Origin of the sequence: Pseudomonas sp. NPDC085632 (genome assembly GCF_044541255.1) — a bacterium.
Classification (GTDB): domain Bacteria; phylum Pseudomonadota; class Gammaproteobacteria; order Pseudomonadales; family Pseudomonadaceae; genus Aquipseudomonas.
This window is the reverse complement of the sequence record NZ_JBITSX010000023.1, coordinates 41,127-59,994: the sequence shown is the minus strand read 5'-3', so window position 1 is coordinate 59,994 and position 18,868 is coordinate 41,127. Positions and strand designations below refer to the sequence as shown.

The following is an 18,868-nucleotide window of genomic DNA, read 5'->3' as shown; positions in this document are numbered from 1 at the left end:
CGAACGGTCTAGGTTGCCTGCGCGGCATTCAGACTGAACCGCCGCAAGAACAAGCGGCCAAGGGTAATCAGCCAGTTGGCCAACGCGACGATCAAGACCGTCAAAAGCAGCGTGCTCATGCCGTGCTCAACGATGATTTTGCCGGCCAATAGCGGGAAACCAAACACACCGATAAAGTACGAAAGACTGAACAGCAACAGGGCCTGTGAAGTGGTGCCGGCCGGTGCTTCGTTGGCCGCCAAACCGTTGATCACCGAATAGGTCAGGCCATAACCGACGCCGAGCATCAGCGCCGCCAACAGATAGCTGAATCCGCTGTGCACACCGAACGCGAACAGCACAATCGAACCCAGCATCAGCCCCGACAGCAGGCACGATGCGCGCAAAGGATCACGCTTGACGACATATCCGGCGATCAGCATCCGACTGCTGATTGCCGCACTCATGAACCCGAGAAAAAAAAACGAATAATCCAGCGAGCGCGCCGCCGCGTAACTGGTCTGGAAACTCGACAGACCGCCGAATACGCAGCCGCCGAGCCCAACCATGATGATCGGAAACAGGGCGCGAGAACTGAGCACTTGGGTTACCGCCTGCCAGGTTATTCTCGCGGCGGTTGTGGACTGCGTGCTTTTTAGTTTTGCGCCAAGCCGCCAGAACAGCATCACCCCGATCAGGCTCGCCAGCGCCGCCAGATAAAACGCCGAGGTCACTGGCAAGCCCAGCGCACTGGCTGCCCGTCCGAGCAAAGGGCCGCTGCCGATCCCGGTCATCATGCTGCCCGACAGCAGCGCGAAGTACTTGGCGCGCTGCGCCGGGGTCACCAGACTCGCGACGATGATCGGCCCCAGAGTGTAGAAAACGCCCCAGCCCAAGCCCAGCAACAAACCAAAAAACAACAGCAGATGACCGAATCCCGGTGCCATCGCAAAGCCCAGACTCGCCGCCACCAGCAACAGACCAAACAGGGCAATCGAACGCGCCGCCCCGAGCCAGTCCGACAGATGCCCGGACACCAGCACCGCGAGAAACGTACTGAGCATCGCCGCCGAAATCACACTTCCCGCATCGTGCTCATTGCCGCCGCGTGAACCGATCAGCAGCGACAGCAAAAACGTCGAGCCGTAAGACAGCGACAGCAGATAACTGGCGAAGCAGAACAGACCGAACAGCTTGCCTGAGACCTTGGGTGTTGCTTGCGACATGACGCGAATCCTTGAGCGGAAAAATTCAGCGTCGTCTGTTTAACACGTCAGGCAGGCGGATTAGGTCTGAGGTTGGCGAAGTCAGGATCGTTGTGCGCCGGAGTAAAGCATCAGGTGATGCCGATCTCTTCCTTGAACTGCTCCATGAACCCCTTCAGACGCAGATGACGGACTTGCGCCAGACGCTGGCCGGCGACGGTCTGGAAACCGTCGGCGAGGTGCAGCAATTTGGTCTGGAAATGATCGAGGCAAAAACGTCCGTCATCGTAGTCACGTTGCTTTGCTTCGGGATCCTGCGGGTCGTACAGCGCCGAACCCATGCGCCCGGCGATGTAGAACGTGCGGGCGACGCCGAGCATGCCGAGTGAGTCGAGGCGGTCGGCGTCCTGGACGATTTTCGCTTCGAGGGTGCGCGGAGTGATGTTGGCGGAGAAACTGTGGGCTTCGATGGCGTGGGCGACGGCTGTGATTTTTTCGTCGGGCCAGTTCCTCTCCGCGAGCACTGCCGATGCCTTGTCCGCCGCCAGCCGCGAAGCCTGCGATCGCAGTGGCGAGTTCTTCTCGACAGCCACGCAATCGTGCAGCAGCACGGCGGCCAACAACACCTCAAGATCGCCGCCTTCTTCTTCATGCAGCGTACGCACGTTGTGCCAGACCCGTTGCAGGTGCGCGAGATCGTGGGCGCCGTCGTCGGACGGTTCCAGAGCGTGCGGCAGTAACTCTGCTGCCAGTGCCGCCACGGGTGTAAAAAACTCAAGGTTCATAAGCATCCTTTCAGATTGTCGAAGTCCCTGTCGGAGCGAGCCTGCTCGCGAAGGCGTCCTTCCAGTCACCTGCATTGTTGAATGACAGAATGTATTCGCGAGCAGGCTCGCTCCCACAGGGAACTGCAGTGTTTGCAACATTGCGCAGGGTAGTGTGTGTTTTGCCATGTGACGAGCGCCGCCCACGGCCTTAGTATGGCGTTTTCCTTTTCCGACAAGGCCCGTCCATGACGATCGACATCCGCCCGGCGACCCCCAGCGATGCCCCGCAAATCCTCGCCTTCATCACTGAACTCGCCGATTTCGAAAAGGCCCGCCACGAAGTCATCGCCAGCGTTGCCGACATCGAACGCAGCCTGTTCGGCGAAGGCGCCACCGCCCACGGCCTGATCTGCCTGCGCGAGGGTCTGCCGATCGGTTTCGCGGTGTTCTTCTTCAGCTATTCGACCTGGCTGGGCAGCAACTGCCTGTACCTCGAAGACCTCTACATCACCCCCGAACAACGCGGCGGCGGTGCTGGCAAAACCCTGCTGCGCCACTTGGCGAAAATCGCCTGCGACAACGACTGCGGCCGCTTCGAATGGAGCGTGCTGGACTGGAACACCCCGGCGATTGAATTTTACAAATCCCTCGGCGCGCAACCACAGGAAGAGTGGGTGCGCTACCGCATGGATGGCAAGGTCTTGCGTGAGTTTGCCGAGGGCTGAGCACAATGATGGCAATCCGGCAGTAAAACGATTGTAGCCAGCGCTCTAGTCCGGCATTCTACGCGCCATTTTTGCGCGCTCACGGACGACACCTGCAATGCCTCTGGCACAACTTCTCCACGCCCGTGGAGCCTTCGCCGCGTCAACGAGTGACCGGCGATGAGCGGACTACGGGCGTCAATGCGTCTGTATGGCCTGGTGAAAAACTCGGGCTCGAGCGACAACCCCCAGCGCCAACCGGTCGATATTCTCTGCACGACGAACAGCACGGGCGGCAGCGCCATTCGCGCGTTCGTGTCCCGCCTTGATGCCGAGTTGATGACGCGCAGTGCCGGGCTCGCCGATTACCGTGTGATACCGTTGCGCACCTTCGATCCGACGGCGTTTATCGACGCCCATCAAGGGTGGCTGACGCTGCACATCTGTTGCGGTTTTGTCGCCCCTGCCGGGCATTCGCTGCTCAAGTACGGCGGGTTGATGCCGATGGGCTGGTACGTCTATTCCGAGATCGGCCAGTGGACGGCCCAGCATCATCTCGACCTCGGCACACAAATGGCCGATTTGCTGCAATCGACTTACGAACGCAATCACCTGCGCAACTACAACGCCTGGCTCAACGAGCTGGATGACGCGACGCCTGCCGAGCTGGCATGGCATGTCGATCAAGCCTGGCAACATCTGCAGATCGCTACACCCCCCGACAGCCGTGAGCATTGCCACGCCCTGTTCGACCCCGTCGACAACCGCTGGCGCTTCGCCGCGACCGATGTCGATCTCCACCCGCCGCACCCGGAACCCCTGAAGCAAGGAGCTTTGAATTGAGTGGTAAACCTGCTGCACGCGTCACCGACCCGACCGCTTGCCCATTGCCAGGCCATGGCACCAACCCGATTGCTTCCGGCTCGCCGGACGTCTTCTTCGACGGCCTCGCGGCTGCGCGCATGACCGATAAATCGGCGTGTGGCAGCCCGATTACCGGCGCCGTTTCCGGCACGGTTTTCATCAACGGACTGAACGCCGCAACGCTGGACAGCACCGGAGGCCACGGCAATGTCGTGGTTGGTGGTTCAGGGACGGTGATTATCGGCCAGAGTGGCGGAGGGGCAGCGTTTAGTGGGCTGTTGCCGATGCCGGTGCATTTTACGGACAGGTTGCAAGTGGTTAACGAGGCGACTGGCGAGCCTATTCCCGATCATCCGTATGCGATCCAGCGAGGTGATGGGCGCATAGAACATGGCATCACCAATGAGCAGGGCTTTACCCATATGGTGAGTTCTCACTTGGCTGAAACTATTAAATTGTTTGTAGAGTGATCGAAATGGAAGTCGAAAATCCTGCACTCAGAGACTGCAAAACTGAAGTGGCTGGCCATGAGTTGACCTGCAAGACTGACCAGAGCGTCAAGCAAGTTACTGTCAAAGTGAAAAAGGTAGCCGTTTTCTTTATTGGCGGTGCTGGGGATAAAGAGGAGTATTATCAGAATGAACCTCCTCATCATAACGTGCAAAATGCCTGGAATCAGTTGTCGAACAGACTGTCTCCGGAACAAAAGCTCGACGTTAATTTGCCTTATATAAGCTATAAGGATGTTCGCGGTGAGAAGGATATCGAGAAGTATGTAATACGCCCGTTAAAAGGTGATAAGACGGTTTATCTTGTGATTGTTGGTCATAGCCTTGGGGGGTGGAATGGTGCACATTTGACCTCGATTTTGAAAGAGCGAGGTTATACAGTCAAGATATTGGTAACACTCGATCCTGTTGGCGGTGGTACAGGTGTATGGATGTTCTCTGATATCTATTTTACGACGCCAAAGCCCGTGGCAGATTACTGGATAAATATATTGGCATCCCCCAAGGAAAAAGACGATTCAGATACTGTTGCCAGTTTGGGAGAGCGCTGGATCATGACATCTGGACCGAATATAAATGAGGCGGTCAGTGCGAATCACCGGCAAGCAGGTATGCTGTTCGCCTCCAAACTTCAAAGTGGAAAGTCTGCGTGCGATATAGTTTATGAGCGAGTAACTCAATATTTGGAATCGAAAAAATGATACGACTATTTATTGTGCTGACGATGCTTCTATGTAGTTCTTGTGCCAATCGGCCGATTCTTCCTGATACCGAGATTGAATTCATTTCTGTCGCTACAGGGGGCGATAGTTTGTCTTGGAATGTTCGCTTTAGTTCGAAGACCGATGTGTTGAATTTTTTTAAGGATGCGACGGGAGAAACACAGTTGGGTGAAACATTGTTTTGCTCTCTGGATAAAGCGCTTGAATTTGAAAGCTCCGATAAATTGACTAATTATTTTGTTGGTAATCTTGTTGAGGTTGACGCCGATAAGTCTGGTTTAGACCATATTTATACGTCTAGATTGTCCGCAGTGAGAAAGGAGGATGAGGGCGTTTCAAATGTTTTCATGAGCGCGGAAGAACTGCTGGCATTATTGAATGAACGTAACGCCGTCTCTTGCAGAGTGTTTACCTCAGCTTACTCATTCGGGGGATACTATTCGAAGTCAATGCTGATTCCAGCAACTGACCTCGTACACGTCATTGAACAGCAGCGCGTCCAATGATTGCTTTATCCCATAATATGGGATGCAAAATTACATATTGAGATTTCACGTCTGAGAGGTCTATAGTCCGTCGCACTCACTGCCAAAAACAAAACAGGTGAAGCGATGCTGGCGCAATTGATCGCGCTCGACTGGGGGACGACCTCATTACGTGCTTACAAACTCGCGGCGGACGGTGTGGTGCTGGAGCAGCGCGCGCTGTCGTCCGGGATCATGCAGTTGCCCAAGACCCCGCGAATCATCAACGGTCGCGAATGCGCCGACGGTTTTGAACTGGCCTTCGACGAGGCCTGCGGCGACTGGCTCGATGCGCAGCCGGACCTGCCGGTGATTGCTTGCGGCATGGTAGGCAGTGCGCAGGGCTGGCGTGAAGCGACCTACTGCGAGACGCCGGCGAACGTCGCCAATCTTGGAAACTCCCTACAAACAGTTATCAGCATTCGCGGCACCATGGTGCATATCGTGCCGGGCGTGATTCAGCGTTCGCGTCTGCCGAACGTGATGCGCGGCGAAGAGACCCAGGTCCTTGGCGTCCTGCAGAATCTGCCGGTCGAGGCGGGCGCTGACCTGTTGATCGGCCTGCCGGGCAGTCACTCGAAATGGGTGGACGTGGTCGATGGCTGCATCACGCATTTCGACACGTTCATGACCGGCGAAGTGTTCGCCGTGCTCAGTGAACACAGCATTCTCGGCCGCACCCAGCAGCAAGGCGCGACGTTCGATGCTCTGGCGTTTGACCGTGGCGTGCAGGTTGCGCAATCGGCGGACGGCGAGCTGGGCGTGCTGTCGACGTTGTTCAGTGCCCGTACCTTGGGGCTGACCGGCGAACTCAGCCCGACCGCGCAGGCGGATTATCTGTCCGGCCTGATGATCGGCCATGAACTGGCGGCGCTCGCCACGGTTCAGCGGCGTCGCCGCAACAACCCGAATCTCCCATCGATCATCCTCATCGGCAACGCGCAACTCTGTGCGCGCTACAGCCGCGCGCTCGATGCCTGTGGTTTCGCCAACGTGACGCTGGCCGAGCAGGCCACCGAGCGTGGCTTGTGGCAACTGGCGCTGGCCGCCGGACTGATCGATTCCTCATCCCGTTAACCCTGACTGGAGGCCTGACATGCTCAAGCAAGCATTGGCGCAAAACGGTCTGATCGCGATTCTGCGTGGCCTGCATCCGCAGGAAGCCGCCGCTGTCGGAGAAGTCCTGTATGCGGCCGGATTTCGCGTCATCGAAGTACCGCTCAATTCCCCATCGCCGTACGAAAGTATCCGCATCCTGCGCACGACCTTGCCCGCCGATTGCCTGATCGGTGCCGGTACGGTGCTGACGCCCGAACAGGTCGAGTTGGTAAAAGAAGCCGGTGGCCAGGTGATTGTCATGCCGCACAGCGATGCCAAGGTCTTGCGCGCGGCAAAAGCGGCAGGGCTGTTTCTGTCGCCGGGTGTTGCGACGCCGACCGAAGCGTTTGCGGCGCTGGCGGAGGGCGCGGATATTCTCAAACTGTTCCCGGCCGAGCAGATGGGGCCGGCGGTCGTCAAAGCGTGGCTCGCGGTGTTGCCGTCCGGAACGGTGCTGGCGCCGGTCGGCGGTATCACGCCAGACAATATGCAGGCGTTTATCGACGCTGGCGTGAAAGGTTTCGGTCTCGGTTCCGGGCTGTTCAAACCGGGCATGACGCCGGAGCAAGTGGCGGTGAATGCCAAGGCTTATGTGGCCGCGTGGAAGGCCCTTCGCTAAGAATTTTGGCGCTGCGTGCGCTATCCCAATAAGAGAGACAAGTAGATGAAAATCACCAAACTCACGACCTTCATCGTTCCGCCGCGCTGGTGCTTCCTCAAGATCGAAACCGACGAGGGCGTGACCGGTTGGGGCGAGCCTGTGGTTGAAGGGCGTGCGCACACCGTTGCGGCTGCCGTCGAAGAATTGTCCGACTACCTGATCGGCAAAGACCCACGCAACATCGAAGACATCTGGACGGTGTTGTATCGCGGCGGTTTTTACCGTGGCGGTGCGATCCACATGAGTGCGCTGGCCGGTATCGATCAGGCGCTGTGGGACATCAAGGGCAAGGCGCTCGGGGTGTCGGTGAGTGATCTGCTCGGCGGCCAGGTGCGCGACAAGATTCGCGTGTATTCGTGGATCGGCGGTGACCGTCCGGCGGACACCGCGCGTGCGGCGAAAGAGGCGGTGAGCCGTGGTTTCACTGCGGTGAAAATGAACGGCACCGAAGAACTGCAGTTCCTCGATACCTTCGAAAAAGTCGATCTGGCGCTGGCCAACGTTGCCGCCGTGCGTGATGCGGTCGGGCCGAATGTCGGCATCGGCGTCGACTTCCATGGTCGCGTGCACAAGCCGATGGCCAAGGTACTGATGAAGGAACTCGATCCGTACAAACTGATGTTTATCGAAGAGCCGGTGCTCAGCGAAAACTACGAAGCGTTGAAAGAGCTGGCGCCGTTGACCAGCACGCCGATTGCCCTCGGCGAGCGCTTGTTCTCACGCTGGGACTTTAAACGGGTGTTGAGCGAAGGCTACGTCGACATCATCCAGCCGGATGCTTCCCACGCCGGCGGCATCACCGAAACCCGCAAGATCGCCAACATGGCCGAAGCCTATGACGTCGCGCTGGCGCTGCATTGCCCGTTGGGACCGATTGCGCTGGCGGCTTGTTTGCAACTGGACGCGGCTTGTTACAACGCGTTTATCCAAGAGCAAAGCCTGGGCATCCATTACAACGAGAGCAACGATTTGCTCGATTACGTGAAGGATCCGCGGGTATTCGATTACGACAAAGGTTTCGTGAAGATTCCGAACGGACCTGGGTTGGGCATTGAGATCAACGAGGAATACGTGATTGAGCGCGCGGCAGTCGGCCATCGCTGGCGCAACCCGATCTGGCGCCATGCCGATGGCAGTTTTGCCGAGTGGTGAGTCGTCCCTGACATACCCGATGAGATCGTTCCCACGCTCTGCGTGGGAATGCCTCAATGGACGCTCTGCGTCCGCTTTTGGGACGCAGAGCGTCCCGGGCCGCATTCCCACGCGGAACGTGGGAACGATCAGATGCAAGGCCTCAGGCCGACCTCAATAAACATAAAAAGAGGCTCCCTTCATGCAACCGCAAACCCTCACCGGGCAGGCGTCTTTAGTCACGCCTAGCCGCAAGCGGTTTTTCATCATGGTGTTGCTGTTTATCACCGTGGTCATCAACTACCTCGACCGCAGCAACCTGTCGATTGCCGCGCCGGCGCTGACCAGTGAGTTGGGCATCGATCCGATTCACGTCGGCCTGATTTTCTCCGCGTTTGGCTGGACCTACGCCGCCATGCAGATCCCCGGCGGCTGGCTGGTCGATCGCGTGCCACCGCGCATTCTTTACAGCGTCGCGTTGCTGCTGTGGTCGCTGGCCACGGTGATGCTCGGTTTCGCGGCCAGTTTCATCGCGTTGTTTGTATTGCGCATGGCGGTCGGTGCACTGGAAGCCCCAGCGTATCCAATCAACAGCCGCGTAGTCACCACCTGGTTCCCCGAGCGTGAACGCGCCACGGCCATCGGTTTCTACACCTCCGGGCAGTTCGTCGGCCTGGCCTTTCTGACCCCGGTGCTGGCTTGGCTGCAACACGAATTCGGCTGGCACATGGTCTTCGTCGCGACCGGCGCGGTGGGCATCATTTGGGCGGCGATCTGGTACGCGGTGTATCGCGAGCCACGAGATTTCAAAGGCGCCAACGAAGCGGAAATCGACCTGATCCGCGAGGGCGGTGGCCTGGTCGATATTCAGCAGGAAACGGCCCAGGTCAAAGCCAAGTTCAGCTGGACCGATCTCGGTATCGTCCTGACCAAACGCAAGTTGTGGGGCATCTACCTCGGCCAGTTCTGCCTGAACTCGACGCTGTGGTTTTTCCTTACTTGGTTCCCGACCTATCTGGTGAAATATCGCGGCATGGACTTCATCAAGTCTGGCCTGCTGGCGTCGCTGCCGTTTCTCGCAGCGTTCGTTGGCGTTTTGTGTTCGGGGTTCTTTTCCGACTTCTTAATCCGTCGCGGCTACACCGTTGGCTTTGCGCGCAAGTTGCCGATCATCGGCGGGCTGCTGATTTCCACCTCGATCATCGGTGCCAACTTCGTTGAGTCCACGCCGCTGGTGATTGCCTTCCTGGCGCTGGCATTTTTCGGTAACGGCCTGGCTTCGATTACCTGGTCGCTGGTGTCGACGTTGGCGCCGGCACGTTTGCTCGGGCTGACTGGCGGGGTGTTCAACTTCATCGGCAACCTGTCGGCAATTGCCACGCCGATCGTGATCGGTTTCCTCGCCAGCGGCGATTCGTTCGCGCCAGCGATCACCTACATCGCGGTTCTCGCCTTGATCGGTGCATTGTCCTACGTGCTGCTGGTCGGCAAGGTCGAGCGTATCGAGTTGTAGTGGTCTGCGTCGGGCGACCATAATGCCGCCCGTTCCTTCGCTCAACGGTAAAAGGCTGGATATGCAGGAAGACGCTCCGGAAAAAACCAAGGACGCCGCGCCCACCGGCACGCAAACGCTGTTGCGCGGCCTGGGTGTGGTGCAAGCGGTGGCCAGTGGCGCCCGTGATCTCAAGGAGATCGCCCGGTTGATCGGCACCACGCGCAGCACCACCCATCGTCTGGCCAGTTGCCTGGTCGACGAGCGCTACCTGCGTGTGGTGCCGCAAGTCGGTTATCTGCTCGGGCCGAAGCTGATCGAACTGGGTTTCCAGGCCCGCGAAGAATTGCCGTTGGTGAGCCTGGCCGGGCCGTATCTGGACGAATTGTCGGCACTGACCGGCGACACCGTGCATTTGGGCATTCGTGAAGGCGATGAGGTGCTGTATCTGCTGAAGAATCCGGGGCGCAATGGCCCGGAGATGCGTTCGCGGGTCGGCCATCGCATGCCGCTGGCACGCACCGGGATTGGTAAGGCGTTGATGCTCGATGATTCGCCGAAAGATTGGCAACGGCTGTACGACATCAGTCTGCCGGCAGGTGGGAAAAGTCAGTTCTGGCCGCAGCATCCCCAACAGTCGTGGGAACAGCTTGAGCAGCGCATGACCGAGTACGTCGCTGGTGGCTACGCGTTCGATCTGGAAGACAACGAACCGTCGATCCGCTGCGTGGCGGCGCCGATTCGCGATGCGAGCAAGGGCATCGTGGCGGCAATCAGTATCGCCAGCACCGTGCCGTACATGCCGCTGGAAAAAATGGCCGAGCTGATTCCCCTGATCAAAGGGGTCACAGCCCGGCTCTCGGCGGAACTCGGTCTAAAGATTTAAACTTTGAGCGTCGCCATGTCGATCACGAAACGGTACTTCACGTCACCAGCGATCATACGGGCGTAAGCCTCGTTGATCTGGCGGATGTCGAGCATTTCGATGTCGCAGGTGATGTTGTGCTCGGCGCAGAAATCCAGCACTTCCTGGGTTTCGGCGACGCCACCGATCAAAGAGCCGGCCAATACGCGGCGGCTCATCACCAGTTTGCCAGCGTGAACCGGTGGATCGATCGGTTCGATCAGACCGACCAGAATGTGCACGCCGTCGAAGCGCAGGGTGTCGAGGTACGGATTCAAATCATGCTGCACCGGAATGGTGTCGAGCAGGAAGTCGAAGTAACCGGCAGCCGCTTTCATTTGCTCGGCGTCGGTGGAGACGATCACGTGATCGGCACCCTGACGACGACCTTCTTCAGCCTTGCTTGCCGAGCGGGTGAACAGCGTGACTTCGGCGCCCATGGCTTTGGCGAACTTGATGCCCATGTGGCCGAGGCCGCCCATGCCGAGAATCCCGACTTTGTCGCCCGCTTTCACACCGTAGTGCTTGAGCGGCGAGTAGGTGGTGATACCGGCGCAGAGGATTGGCGCGGCGCTGGCTAACGCCAGTTTTTCCGGAATGCGTACGACGAAATGCTCGCTGACGACGATGCTGTCCGAGTAACCGCCCATGGTGTTGCTGCCATCGACCCGGTCCGGCGTGGCATAGGTCATGGTCGGGCCTTCGAGGCAATATTGCTCAAGGTTCGACTGGCAGGCTTCGCAGGTGCGGCAGGAGTCGACCATGCAGCCAACGCCGACCAGATCGCCTACTTTGTGCCGGGTGACATTCGCACCGATCGCGGTGACTTTTCCGACGATCTCGTGGCCGGGCATCAGCGGGTAAACGGCGATGCCCCATTCGTTGCGCGCCTGATGAATGTCGGAGTGGCACACGCCGCAGTAGAGGATTTCGATCGCGACGTCGTCGGCGCGCGGGCTGCGACGTTCGAACTTCATCGGGGCGAGGGGAGTGGTGGCCGATTGGGCGGCATAGCCGATGGCGGTGTACATGTGAAACCTCGCAAAAGCAGGAACAAGTGAGGCGGCGCATTCTGGGCGTCGAGTGACGGTCCGGCCATGACGATTCCTCCGGGTCTCATGCCTAATCCTCCGGCATGCGGGTTTGATCGGTCGCATTGGCAAAAGGATCTGCCATGATGCTTTCATCCCTTATTTTCGTGATTTTTTGTGAAGAACAATTCGATGCAATTGACCCGTCATCTTGATGCCAATGCGCGGCTGGTTTCGCTGATCGAACCGCTGGCGCTGCGCGACGGTTACTCCCAGACCGGGTTGCCCGGTGTGCAGGTGTTGCGTGCCAGTTGTGATGTCGCCCGTGGCCCGCACATTTATGAGCCGAGCCTGATGATCATCGCGCAGGGCAGCAAACTGGCATTTCTTGGGCCTCGGACAATGGAGTATGGCGCTGGGCATTACCTGATTCAGGCGCTGCCGGTGCCGTTCGAGTGTGAGACCTTTGCCTTGCCGGATGCGCCGTTGCTCGGGGTGTCGGTGGCGATTGATCGGGTGTTGCTCGGTGAGTTGGTGTTGGCGATGGGCTTGGCGCCAGGGCGGCACATTCCCGCGCAGACTCCGGAATCGATGACCTCGGTGGTGCTCGACGATGACATGCGTGGCTGTGTCGAGCGGCTGTTGAGTTGTCTGCACGATCCGCTGGAATGCCAGATTCTCGGACCGGCGCGGGTGCGTGAATTGTTGTTCGTCGCGTTGCGCGGGCCGCAGGCCGATGTGTTGCGCGCGCTGGTCGAGCAGCAGGGGCAGTTTGCGCGGGTGGCGGCGTCGATCAGTCATCTGCATGCGCATTACACCGAGCCACTGAATGTCGAGACGCTGGCCGGTTGCGCGAACATGAGCGTGTCGACGTTTCATGAGCATTTCAAGCGAAGCACATTGTTGTCGCCAGTGCAGTATCTGAAACGTTTGCGCTTGTTGAAGGCGCAGACGCTGCTGGTGGCGGAAGGCTTGGGGGTGGCGCAGGTGGCGCATCGGGTGGGGTATCAGAGTACTTCGCAGTTCAGCCGTGAATATAAGCGCTATTTCGAGCGAAGCCCGGGCGACGAACGCGCTGCCTGAGGATTTACACATTCCCTGTGGGAGCTGGCTTGCCAGCGATAGCGGTGGTTCAGTTTGCCATGATGTCGTTTGACACGGCCCCATCGCTGGCAAGCCAGCTCCCACAGAGAGTGTGGGCAACAAAAAGGCCCCCATATCGGGAGCCTTGTTGTTCAGCGTTTCGACTTACATGTTCGGATAAGTCGGGCCACCAGCCCCTTCCGGTGTCACCCAGGTGATGTTCTGCGAAGGGTCCTTGATGTCACAGGTCTTGCAGTGCACGCAGTTCTGCGCATTGATCTGGAAGCGCTTCTCGCCGTCTTCCTTGGTGATCACTTCGTAGACGCCGGCCGGGCAGTAGCGCTGCGCCGGTTCGTCGTACAGCGGCAGGTTTTTGCTGATCGGGATGCTCGGGTCGGTCAGCTTCAGGTGGCAAGGCTGTTCTTCTTCATGGTTGGTACCGGAGATGAACACCGAGCTGAGTTTGTCGAAGCTGAGTTTGCCGTCGGGTTTCGGGTAGTCGATCTTCTTGCAGTCCGCCGCGAGCTTGAGGCAAGCGTAATCCGGCTTGGTGTCGTGCAGGGTGAACGGCAGTTTGCCGCCGAAGATGTTCTGGTCCAGCCAGTTGAAACCGCCGCCGACGATGGCGCCGAACTTGTGGATCGCCGGGCCGAAGTTGCGGCTGGCGAACAGTTCGTCGTAGAGCCAGCTCTTCTTGAACGCGTCCACATAAGTGGCCAGTTCTTCAGTGCCGTCCTTCTCCGCGAACAACGCGTCAGCCACCGATTCAGCGGCGAGCATGCCGGACTTCATCGCGGTGTGGCTGCCTTTGATCTTGGCGAAGTTCAGGGTGCCGAGGTCGCAACCGATCAGCGCGCCGCCCTTGAAGACCATTTTCGGCAGCGAGTTCAGGCCACCTTTGCAGATCGCGCGGGCGCCGTAGCTGATGCGCTTGCCGCCTTCCAGATACTGAGCCAGCACCGGGTGATGCTTGAGGCGCTGGAATTCGTCGAATGGCGACAGGTACGTGTTGCTGTAGGACAGGTCGACGATCAGACCGACTACCACCTGGTTGTTTTCCAGGTGATAGAGGAACGAGCCACCGGTGTTCTCGGTGCCCATGATGTCCAGCGGCCAGCCGGCGGTGTGCACCACCAGGCCTGGCTGGTGTTTGGCCGGGTCGATTTCCCAGATTTCTTTCAGACCGATGCCGTAGTGCTGGGCGTCGGCGTCGCTGTCGAGGTTGTAGCGCTTGATCAGTTGCTTGCCAATGTGGCCACGGCAACCTTCGGCGAACAGCGTGTATTTGCCACGCAGTTCCATGCCCGGGGTGTACAGGCCTTCTTTCGGCTGGCCTTCGCGGTCGACGCCCAGATCACCGGTGATGATCCCGCGAACCACGCCTTGTTCGTCGATCAGCGCTTCCTGAGCGGCGAAGCCCGGGTAGATTTCTACGCCGAGGTTCTCTGCCTGCTGGGCAAGCCAGCGGCACAGGTTGCCGAGGGAGATGATGTAGTTGCCTTCGTTGTGCATGGTCTTGGGCACAAAGAGGTCAGGAATCTTTTGCGCGTTTTCGGCGTTTTTCAGCACGAAAATGTCATCGCGGGTGACTGGCGTATTCAGCGGCGCGCCGAGTTCTTTCCAGTCCGGGAACAGTTCATTCAGAGCGCGTGGTTCGAACACGGCGCCGGAGAGGATGTGTGCGCCGACTTCGGAGCCTTTTTCGACCACGCAGACGCTGATTTCCTTACCGGCTTCGGCGGCCTTCTGCTTCAGACGGCAGGCGGCGGACAGGCCAGCGGGGCCGGCACCGACGATGACCACGTCGAATTCCATGTATTCGCGTTCCACAGGCTATCTCCTACTCAAGGCTCAACAGTTTTTTTTCTAATTTGGAGGTTCGATGTCGCATCCGCTATTCCTTTACGTTAACGTCAAGGGGAATATTGGAGAACTGACCTTTCTCTCTAGGCGGCGCATTATATCTACACCACTCTCAGCGTCCAATACAAACGTTTGTTTGAATCGGCTCCAGCCCAGAGAAATCAAAGAAGCGCGGCTTATGAATGGTCATTTTGCTGTATTGACCGGAATAGGCGTTCCGGTCAAGATACGGGCGGTTTTGCGCTCGTCGTAGGCAGACTGGCGGTTTCAAGAGCACGTCTAAAGACAGGGCACAGGCAGTAGAAGGTGATGCGCAGCGCGGTCTGGCGCGCAGTTTACACCGCGAGAGGAGTTATGACTTGTCGGTCACCACTGACGAACGGTCGCACCCCTTAACGTCGTGCAATCACTTCGCACCCCGGTCGGCGTTTTTAGAGGTGCCCTTTTAGCCTGATGAGCATCAACCGCCAGGTTCGCCTAGGCGACTTTCTTTTCACCGGAGAGTAACGAGGAATCCATGAAGGTTCTTGTAGCTGTCAAACGCGTTGTGGATTACAACGTCAAGGTTCGCGTCAAGGCGGACAATTCCGGCGTCGATCTCGCCAACGTCAAGATGTCGATGAACCCGTTCTGCGAAATCGCAGTGGAAGAAGCCGTACGCCTGAAAGAGAAAGGTGTTGCGACTGAAATCGTCGTCGTCTCCATCGGCCCGACCACCGCTCAGGAGCAGCTGCGTACCGCACTGGCTCTGGGTGCCGACCGTGCCATCCTCGTCGAATCCGCTGAAGATCTGACCTCGCTCGCCGTGGCCAAGCTGCTCAAGGCTGTGGTCGACAAGGAACAGCCTCAGCTGGTGATCCTTGGCAAACAGGCCATCGACAGCGACAACAACCAGACCGGCCAGATGCTCGCTGCACTGAGCGGCTACGGTCAGGGCACGTTCGCCTCGAAAGTCGAAGTCTCGGGCGACAGCGTTGCCGTGACTCGTGAAATCGACGGCGGCGCGCAGACTGTTTCTCTGAAACTGCCTGCAATCGTCACCACCGACCTGCGTTTGAACGAGCCGCGCTACGCGTCCCTGCCAAACATCATGAAAGCCAAGAAGAAGCCTCTCGAAGTGCTGACTCCGGACGCTTTGGGCGTTTCCACCGCCTCTACCAACAAGACCCTGAAAGTCGAAGCGCCGGCCGCACGCAGCGCTGGCATCAAGGTCAAGTCGGTGGCTGAACTGGTCGAGAAACTGAAAAACGAAGCGAAGGTAATCTAAATGACTATCTTGGTTATTGCTGAACACGACAACAAAGTGCTGGCCCCGGCCACACTGAACACCGTGGCTGCTGCTGCCAAAATCGGCGGCGACATCCACGTTCTGGTTGCAGGCCAAGGCGCTGGCGCCGTGGCTGAAGCCGCAGCGAAAATCGCTGGCGTGACCAAAGTTCTGAACGCTGATAACGCGGCTTACGCGCATCAGTTGCCGGAAAACGTTGCTCCGCTGGTCGCTGAGCTTGGCGCTGGCTACAGCCACATCCTGGCTGCCGCGACCTCCAACGGTAAAAACATCCTGCCGCGCGTTGCTGCGCAGCTGGACGTTGACCAGATCTCCGAGATCATCTCGGTAGAAAGCGCTGACACCTTCAAGCGTCCGATCTACGCCGGTAACGCCATCGCTACCGTTCAGTCGACCGCTGCGATCAAAGTGATCACCGTGCGTGCCACTGGTTTCGACCCGGTTGCTGCTGAAGGTGGTTCGGCTGCCGTCGAAGCCGTCGCTGCTGCGCACAACGCTGGCACTTCGAGCTTCGTCGGTGAAGAGCTGGCCAAGTCCGATCGTCCAGAGCTGACCGCTGCCAAGATCGTCGTTTCCGGCGGCCGCGGCATGCAGAACGGCGACAACTTCAAACACCTGTACGCCCTGGCCGACAAGCTGGGCGCTGCCGTCGGTGCATCGCGCGCCGCCGTCGACGCAGGTTTCGTACCTAACGACATGCAGGTCGGTCAGACCGGCAAGATTGTTGCGCCACAGCTGTACATCGCCGTCGGTATCTCCGGCGCGATCCAGCACCTGGCCGGTATGAAAGACTCCAAAGTGATCGTTGCGATCAACAAGGACGAAGAAGCGCCGATCTTCCAGGTGGCCGATTACGGTCTCGTGGCGGATCTGTTCGAAGCCGTACCTGAGCTGGAGAAGCTGGTCTAATCCAGCGGCTTCACTTATAAAGAGCCCGACCTGTTGGTCGGGCTTTTTTTTGTCTCGGATTTGAGTGGGAGCGTTTCGCCATGGATCTGCGCTGCGGATGGTTGTTGGGATTGGCCCTGTTGCCGGGTTTGGCCTCGGCCGCAGGCAAGTGCGAGCGCCTCGTCGTCACTGGCAGCCCGGATGCGCCGCCGTACCTGTGGCAGGACCCGCAGAATCCCAAGCAGTTGATCGGTGCCAGTGCCGAGCTGTTGCAACAAGTCGCCAAAGACCTCGGCATCAAAGTCGAATTGCTCTACGCCGGCAAACGCTCGCAAGCCCTTGATGAAGTGCGCAGCGGGCGCATGGACATGCTGGCCGACGCGCCGCTGACCTTCAGTGAGCTGGAAAACCTCGACTACATCTATCCACCGCTGCTGGAAAACGACTATCTGGTGTGGACGCGTAAAGGCTCGACCCTGGTCTACAGCGAAGCCAAAGACCTGCACGGCCACGCGGGTGCGCTGTCGGAAAAGTCTCGAATCACCCAGGCATTTGGCACTTTCGCCGAGCAGAATCTGACCCTGACCCGGACAGCCAACCTCACTCAAGCCTTTCAGAAACTGCTCTTGGGCGAAGTGGAATATGTACTCGCCGGCCGTTACTCGGGTATGGCGGCCGCGCAGGCGTTGGGCATGGCCAATGACCTGCTGGCGTTCGAACAGCCGGTCGACCGGCCGGGGCTGTTCCTCGCGGTTTCGCACAACTCGGCGTGCAACGATCCGTGGTTGCGCGGACAGTTAGCCAAAAAGATGACAGAATTGCCCGCGTCCGGACTGACGGAAGCCGTGCTGCAACGCAATATCGAGCGCTGGAAGGCGCAGCAGCAACAGCCGCAACAACCTGTCAGTGCCCCAAAACAGTAGGGATTCTTAGTGAGTATTCGACCTCTTTTCGCGGCGATGGCCGTTCTGGCGCTGGCCGGTTGCGCGACCGATCCGGCACCCGTTGAACAAATGCGCCTTACCGAACAAGCCATAATCCAGGCCAAGGCTGTCGGCGCCACCGCCGACGAAGTGCCGGAAATGAAACTGGCCGAAACCAAGTACAACCGCGCCAAAGGCAACATGGCGGACGAGTCCTACCGCAACGCGCGCATGCGTTCAGAACAGGCTGAACTGGATGCGCGTCTGGCCGAAGCCAAAGTGCTGACGCAAAAAAGTGAAGAACAGGTGAATGTGCTCAACACCCGCATCGTCCGTCTGCGCAAGCAACTGGGAGATGCCCAATGAGCCTCAAATCCAAAGTCCTCGGCGGTCTGATGCTTGCCGGGTGTGTCAGCCTGTACGGCTGCGCCGGTCAGCACAGCGAATCCGCGCTGCAAGAAGCCAGTGCCGATTTCCAGAAGGTCAAGGAAGACTCCAATGTGCTGCGCATCGCGCCGAAAGACGTGATCCGCGCGGGTGAGTCGCTGGCCCGTGCCGATCGCCTGTCGACCTATTGGGGCAGCGGGTCGGACGTGGTCCATTACGCTTATCTGAGCCAGCGCTACAGCGAAATCGCCCGCGAGCACACCAATCAGGTACTCAACGAAGAGCGCGCGGCGAAACTGGAACTGGACCGCCAGCGCTTGCAACTGGCCCTGCGTGAATCCAAGTTGCTCAGCGTGCAGCAGCAGGGCAAATGGCTGGAGGAACAGATCGTCGCACTGGCCACCACCCAGACTGACCGTGGGCTGGTGATGACCCTCGGCGATGTGCTGTTCGACACGGGTGAAGCGGAGCTGAAAAACTCAGCCAATCGTGTCGTGCTGAAGATCGTGCAGTTCCTGCAATTGAACCCGAAACGCGTGGTGCGTATCGAGGGTTACACCGACAGTACCGGTGGCAAACAGGAAAACCTCAAGCTGTCTCGTGATCGTGCGCAATCGGTCGCGGACGTGTTGATAGATCTGGGCATCGACGACAAACGCATTCAGGTCGAGGGCTACGGCGACGAATACCCGGTGGACGCCAACGCTTCCGAGCGCGGGCGAGCGCAGAACCGTCGGGTGGAGATTGTCTTCTCCGACGAAAAAGGCCAGCTCGGCGCTGCCCGTTAAGGGTTGCGTCTCTGGAAAGCCCGGGCTGTCATGCAGTGCCGGGCTTTTTTACGTCTG

At 58.7% G+C, this 18,868-nt stretch carries 20 protein-coding genes; 16 read left to right on the top strand and 4 right to left on the bottom strand.

The genetic code is table 11. From position 1 onward, the window contains the following. Positions 1 to 8: 8 nt before the first annotated feature. Positions 9 to 1,205 carry an MFS transporter gene (locus ACIF4X_RS16285; RefSeq protein WP_397482920.1) on the bottom strand — a complete coding sequence of 399 codons (1,197 nt, stop codon included), beginning with the start codon at positions 1,203 to 1,205 and terminating at the stop codon, positions 9 to 11. Positions 1,206 to 1,315: 110 nt separating this feature from the next. After that, positions 1,316 to 1,969 (bottom strand): HD domain-containing protein, encoded by a 654-nt coding sequence (locus ACIF4X_RS16280; RefSeq protein ID WP_397482919.1) that lies wholly within the window; start codon positions 1,967 to 1,969, stop codon positions 1,316 to 1,318. A 227-nt stretch (positions 1,970 to 2,196) separates the two neighbouring features. Between ACIF4X_RS16280 and ACIF4X_RS16275 the strand changes: the two genes are divergently transcribed. From ACIF4X_RS16275 to ACIF4X_RS16230, 10 genes are all read left to right on the top strand, one after another. Beyond that, positions 2,197 to 2,676, top strand: a complete 480-nt coding sequence (locus ACIF4X_RS16275) for a GNAT family N-acetyltransferase (RefSeq protein ID WP_397482918.1) — start codon at positions 2,197 to 2,199, stop codon at positions 2,674 to 2,676. A gap of 159 nt (positions 2,677 to 2,835) precedes the next feature. Further along, positions 2,836 to 3,498 (top strand): hypothetical protein, encoded by a 663-nt coding sequence (locus ACIF4X_RS16270; RefSeq protein WP_397482917.1) that lies wholly within the window; start codon positions 2,836 to 2,838, stop codon positions 3,496 to 3,498. Further along, complete coding sequence (locus tag ACIF4X_RS16265; protein WP_134176394.1) at positions 3,495 to 3,989, top strand: PAAR domain-containing protein; 495 nt, start codon at positions 3,495 to 3,497, stop codon at positions 3,987 to 3,989. The genes ACIF4X_RS16270 and ACIF4X_RS16265 overlap by 4 nt, the downstream gene beginning before the upstream one ends. 5 nt (positions 3,990 to 3,994) lie before the next feature. Next, a complete protein-coding gene (locus ACIF4X_RS16260; RefSeq protein WP_397482916.1) occupies positions 3,995 to 4,729 on the top strand; it encodes an alpha/beta hydrolase in 735 nt (244 codons plus the stop codon). Continuing rightward, a complete protein-coding gene (locus ACIF4X_RS16255; protein WP_397482915.1) occupies positions 4,726 to 5,256 on the top strand; it encodes a hypothetical protein in 531 nt (176 codons plus the stop codon). Before ACIF4X_RS16260 ends, ACIF4X_RS16255 begins: the two co-directional genes overlap by 4 nt. Before the next feature lie 105 nt (positions 5,257 to 5,361). Continuing rightward, positions 5,362 to 6,351 (top strand): 2-dehydro-3-deoxygalactonokinase, encoded by a 990-nt coding sequence (locus tag ACIF4X_RS16250; protein ID WP_397482914.1) that lies wholly within the window; start codon positions 5,362 to 5,364, stop codon positions 6,349 to 6,351. Between the two features lie 19 nt (positions 6,352 to 6,370). Beyond that, positions 6,371 to 6,991: a 2-dehydro-3-deoxy-6-phosphogalactonate aldolase gene (locus ACIF4X_RS16245; RefSeq protein ID WP_397482913.1), complete on the top strand. Its 621-nt coding sequence runs from the start codon at positions 6,371 to 6,373 to the stop codon at positions 6,989 to 6,991. 45 nt (positions 6,992 to 7,036) lie between these two features. After that, a complete protein-coding gene (dgoD, locus tag ACIF4X_RS16240; protein ID WP_397482912.1) occupies positions 7,037 to 8,185 on the top strand; it encodes a galactonate dehydratase in 1,149 nt (382 codons plus the stop codon). A gap of 181 nt (positions 8,186 to 8,366) precedes the next feature. Beyond that, positions 8,367 to 9,677, top strand: coding sequence for an MFS transporter (locus tag ACIF4X_RS16235; protein ID WP_397482911.1), 1,311 nt, complete (start codon positions 8,367 to 8,369; stop codon positions 9,675 to 9,677). Positions 9,678 to 9,738: 61 nt separating this feature from the next. Next, complete coding sequence (locus tag ACIF4X_RS16230) at positions 9,739 to 10,542, top strand: IclR family transcriptional regulator (protein WP_397482938.1); 804 nt, start codon at positions 9,739 to 9,741, stop codon at positions 10,540 to 10,542. On the opposite strand, the gene ACIF4X_RS16225 is transcribed toward ACIF4X_RS16230, so the two are convergent. After that, on the bottom strand, positions 10,539 to 11,591 hold the full coding sequence (locus ACIF4X_RS16225; protein ID WP_397482910.1) for an NAD(P)-dependent alcohol dehydrogenase: 1,053 nt from the start codon (positions 11,589 to 11,591) through the stop codon (positions 10,539 to 10,541). The genes ACIF4X_RS16230 and ACIF4X_RS16225 overlap by 4 nt on opposite strands. Before the next feature lie 192 nt (positions 11,592 to 11,783). Here ACIF4X_RS16225 and ACIF4X_RS16220 point away from each other — a divergent pair, with 192 nt between their 5' ends. Next, a complete protein-coding gene (locus tag ACIF4X_RS16220) occupies positions 11,784 to 12,674 on the top strand; it encodes an AraC family transcriptional regulator (RefSeq protein ID WP_093435363.1) in 891 nt (296 codons plus the stop codon). Between the two features lie 165 nt (positions 12,675 to 12,839). Here the strand turns inward: ACIF4X_RS16220 and ACIF4X_RS16215 are convergent, their stop codons facing one another. Further along, on the bottom strand, positions 12,840 to 14,504 hold the full coding sequence (locus tag ACIF4X_RS16215) for an electron transfer flavoprotein-ubiquinone oxidoreductase (RefSeq protein WP_397482909.1): 1,665 nt from the start codon (positions 14,502 to 14,504) through the stop codon (positions 12,840 to 12,842). A gap of 550 nt (positions 14,505 to 15,054) precedes the next feature. Between ACIF4X_RS16215 and ACIF4X_RS16210 the strand changes: the two genes are divergently transcribed. The 5 genes from ACIF4X_RS16210 to ACIF4X_RS16190 all read left to right on the top strand — a co-directional run bounded on the left by ACIF4X_RS16210 (position 15,055) and on the right by ACIF4X_RS16190 (position 18,811). Then, entirely contained in the window at positions 15,055 to 15,804 is a 750-nt protein-coding gene (locus ACIF4X_RS16210) for an electron transfer flavoprotein subunit beta/FixA family protein (RefSeq protein WP_007908338.1), read from the top strand. Beyond that, on the top strand, positions 15,805 to 16,734 hold the full coding sequence (locus tag ACIF4X_RS16205; RefSeq protein ID WP_397482908.1) for an electron transfer flavoprotein subunit alpha/FixB family protein: 930 nt from the start codon (positions 15,805 to 15,807) through the stop codon (positions 16,732 to 16,734). An 80-nt stretch (positions 16,735 to 16,814) separates the two neighbouring features. After that, the gene (locus ACIF4X_RS16200; RefSeq protein ID WP_397482907.1) at positions 16,815 to 17,636 is read left to right on the top strand and encodes a substrate-binding periplasmic protein; all 822 of its coding nucleotides are present in this window, start codon (positions 16,815 to 16,817) and stop codon (positions 17,634 to 17,636) included. A 9-nt stretch (positions 17,637 to 17,645) separates the two neighbouring features. Further along, positions 17,646 to 18,002 (top strand): DUF4398 domain-containing protein, encoded by a 357-nt coding sequence (locus ACIF4X_RS16195; protein WP_397482906.1) that lies wholly within the window; start codon positions 17,646 to 17,648, stop codon positions 18,000 to 18,002. Next, entirely contained in the window at positions 17,999 to 18,811 is an 813-nt protein-coding gene (locus tag ACIF4X_RS16190) for an OmpA family protein (protein ID WP_397482905.1), read from the top strand. The genes ACIF4X_RS16195 and ACIF4X_RS16190 overlap by 4 nt, the downstream gene beginning before the upstream one ends. Positions 18,812 to 18,868 lie beyond the last annotated feature (57 nt).

What these genes read in the sequence shown, in the direction of transcription:
- ACIF4X_RS16245 (WP_397482913.1), top strand. Translation starts at nt 6,371, where the DNA reads ATGCTCAAGCAAGCATTGGCGCAAAACGGTCTGATCGCGATTCTGCGT.
- ACIF4X_RS16275 (WP_397482918.1), top strand. Translation starts at nt 2,197, where the DNA reads ATGACGATCGACATCCGCCCGGCGACCCCCAGCGATGCCCCGCAAATC.
- ACIF4X_RS16285 (WP_397482920.1), bottom strand. Translation starts at nt 1,205, where the DNA reads ATGTCGCAAGCAACACCCAAGGTCTCAGGCAAGCTGTTCGGTCTGTTC.
- ACIF4X_RS16220 (WP_093435363.1), top strand. Translation starts at nt 11,784, where the DNA reads ATGCAATTGACCCGTCATCTTGATGCCAATGCGCGGCTGGTTTCGCTG.
- ACIF4X_RS16235 (WP_397482911.1), top strand. Translation starts at nt 8,367, where the DNA reads ATGCAACCGCAAACCCTCACCGGGCAGGCGTCTTTAGTCACGCCTAGC.
- ACIF4X_RS16190 (WP_397482905.1), top strand. Translation starts at nt 17,999, where the DNA reads ATGAGCCTCAAATCCAAAGTCCTCGGCGGTCTGATGCTTGCCGGGTGT.
- ACIF4X_RS16210 (WP_007908338.1), top strand. Translation starts at nt 15,055, where the DNA reads ATGAAGGTTCTTGTAGCTGTCAAACGCGTTGTGGATTACAACGTCAAG.
- ACIF4X_RS16230 (WP_397482938.1), top strand. Translation starts at nt 9,739, where the DNA reads ATGCAGGAAGACGCTCCGGAAAAAACCAAGGACGCCGCGCCCACCGGC.
- ACIF4X_RS16255 (WP_397482915.1), top strand. Translation starts at nt 4,726, where the DNA reads ATGATACGACTATTTATTGTGCTGACGATGCTTCTATGTAGTTCTTGT.
- ACIF4X_RS16250 (WP_397482914.1), top strand. Translation starts at nt 5,362, where the DNA reads ATGCTGGCGCAATTGATCGCGCTCGACTGGGGGACGACCTCATTACGT.
- ACIF4X_RS16225 (WP_397482910.1), bottom strand. Translation starts at nt 11,591, where the DNA reads ATGTACACCGCCATCGGCTATGCCGCCCAATCGGCCACCACTCCCCTC.
- dgoD (WP_397482912.1), top strand. Translation starts at nt 7,037, where the DNA reads ATGAAAATCACCAAACTCACGACCTTCATCGTTCCGCCGCGCTGGTGC.
- ACIF4X_RS16260 (WP_397482916.1), top strand. Translation starts at nt 3,995, where the DNA reads ATGGAAGTCGAAAATCCTGCACTCAGAGACTGCAAAACTGAAGTGGCT.
- ACIF4X_RS16205 (WP_397482908.1), top strand. Translation starts at nt 15,805, where the DNA reads ATGACTATCTTGGTTATTGCTGAACACGACAACAAAGTGCTGGCCCCG.
- ACIF4X_RS16270 (WP_397482917.1), top strand. Translation starts at nt 2,836, where the DNA reads ATGAGCGGACTACGGGCGTCAATGCGTCTGTATGGCCTGGTGAAAAAC.
- ACIF4X_RS16280 (WP_397482919.1), bottom strand. Translation starts at nt 1,969, where the DNA reads ATGAACCTTGAGTTTTTTACACCCGTGGCGGCACTGGCAGCAGAGTTA.
- ACIF4X_RS16200 (WP_397482907.1), top strand. Translation starts at nt 16,815, where the DNA reads ATGGATCTGCGCTGCGGATGGTTGTTGGGATTGGCCCTGTTGCCGGGT.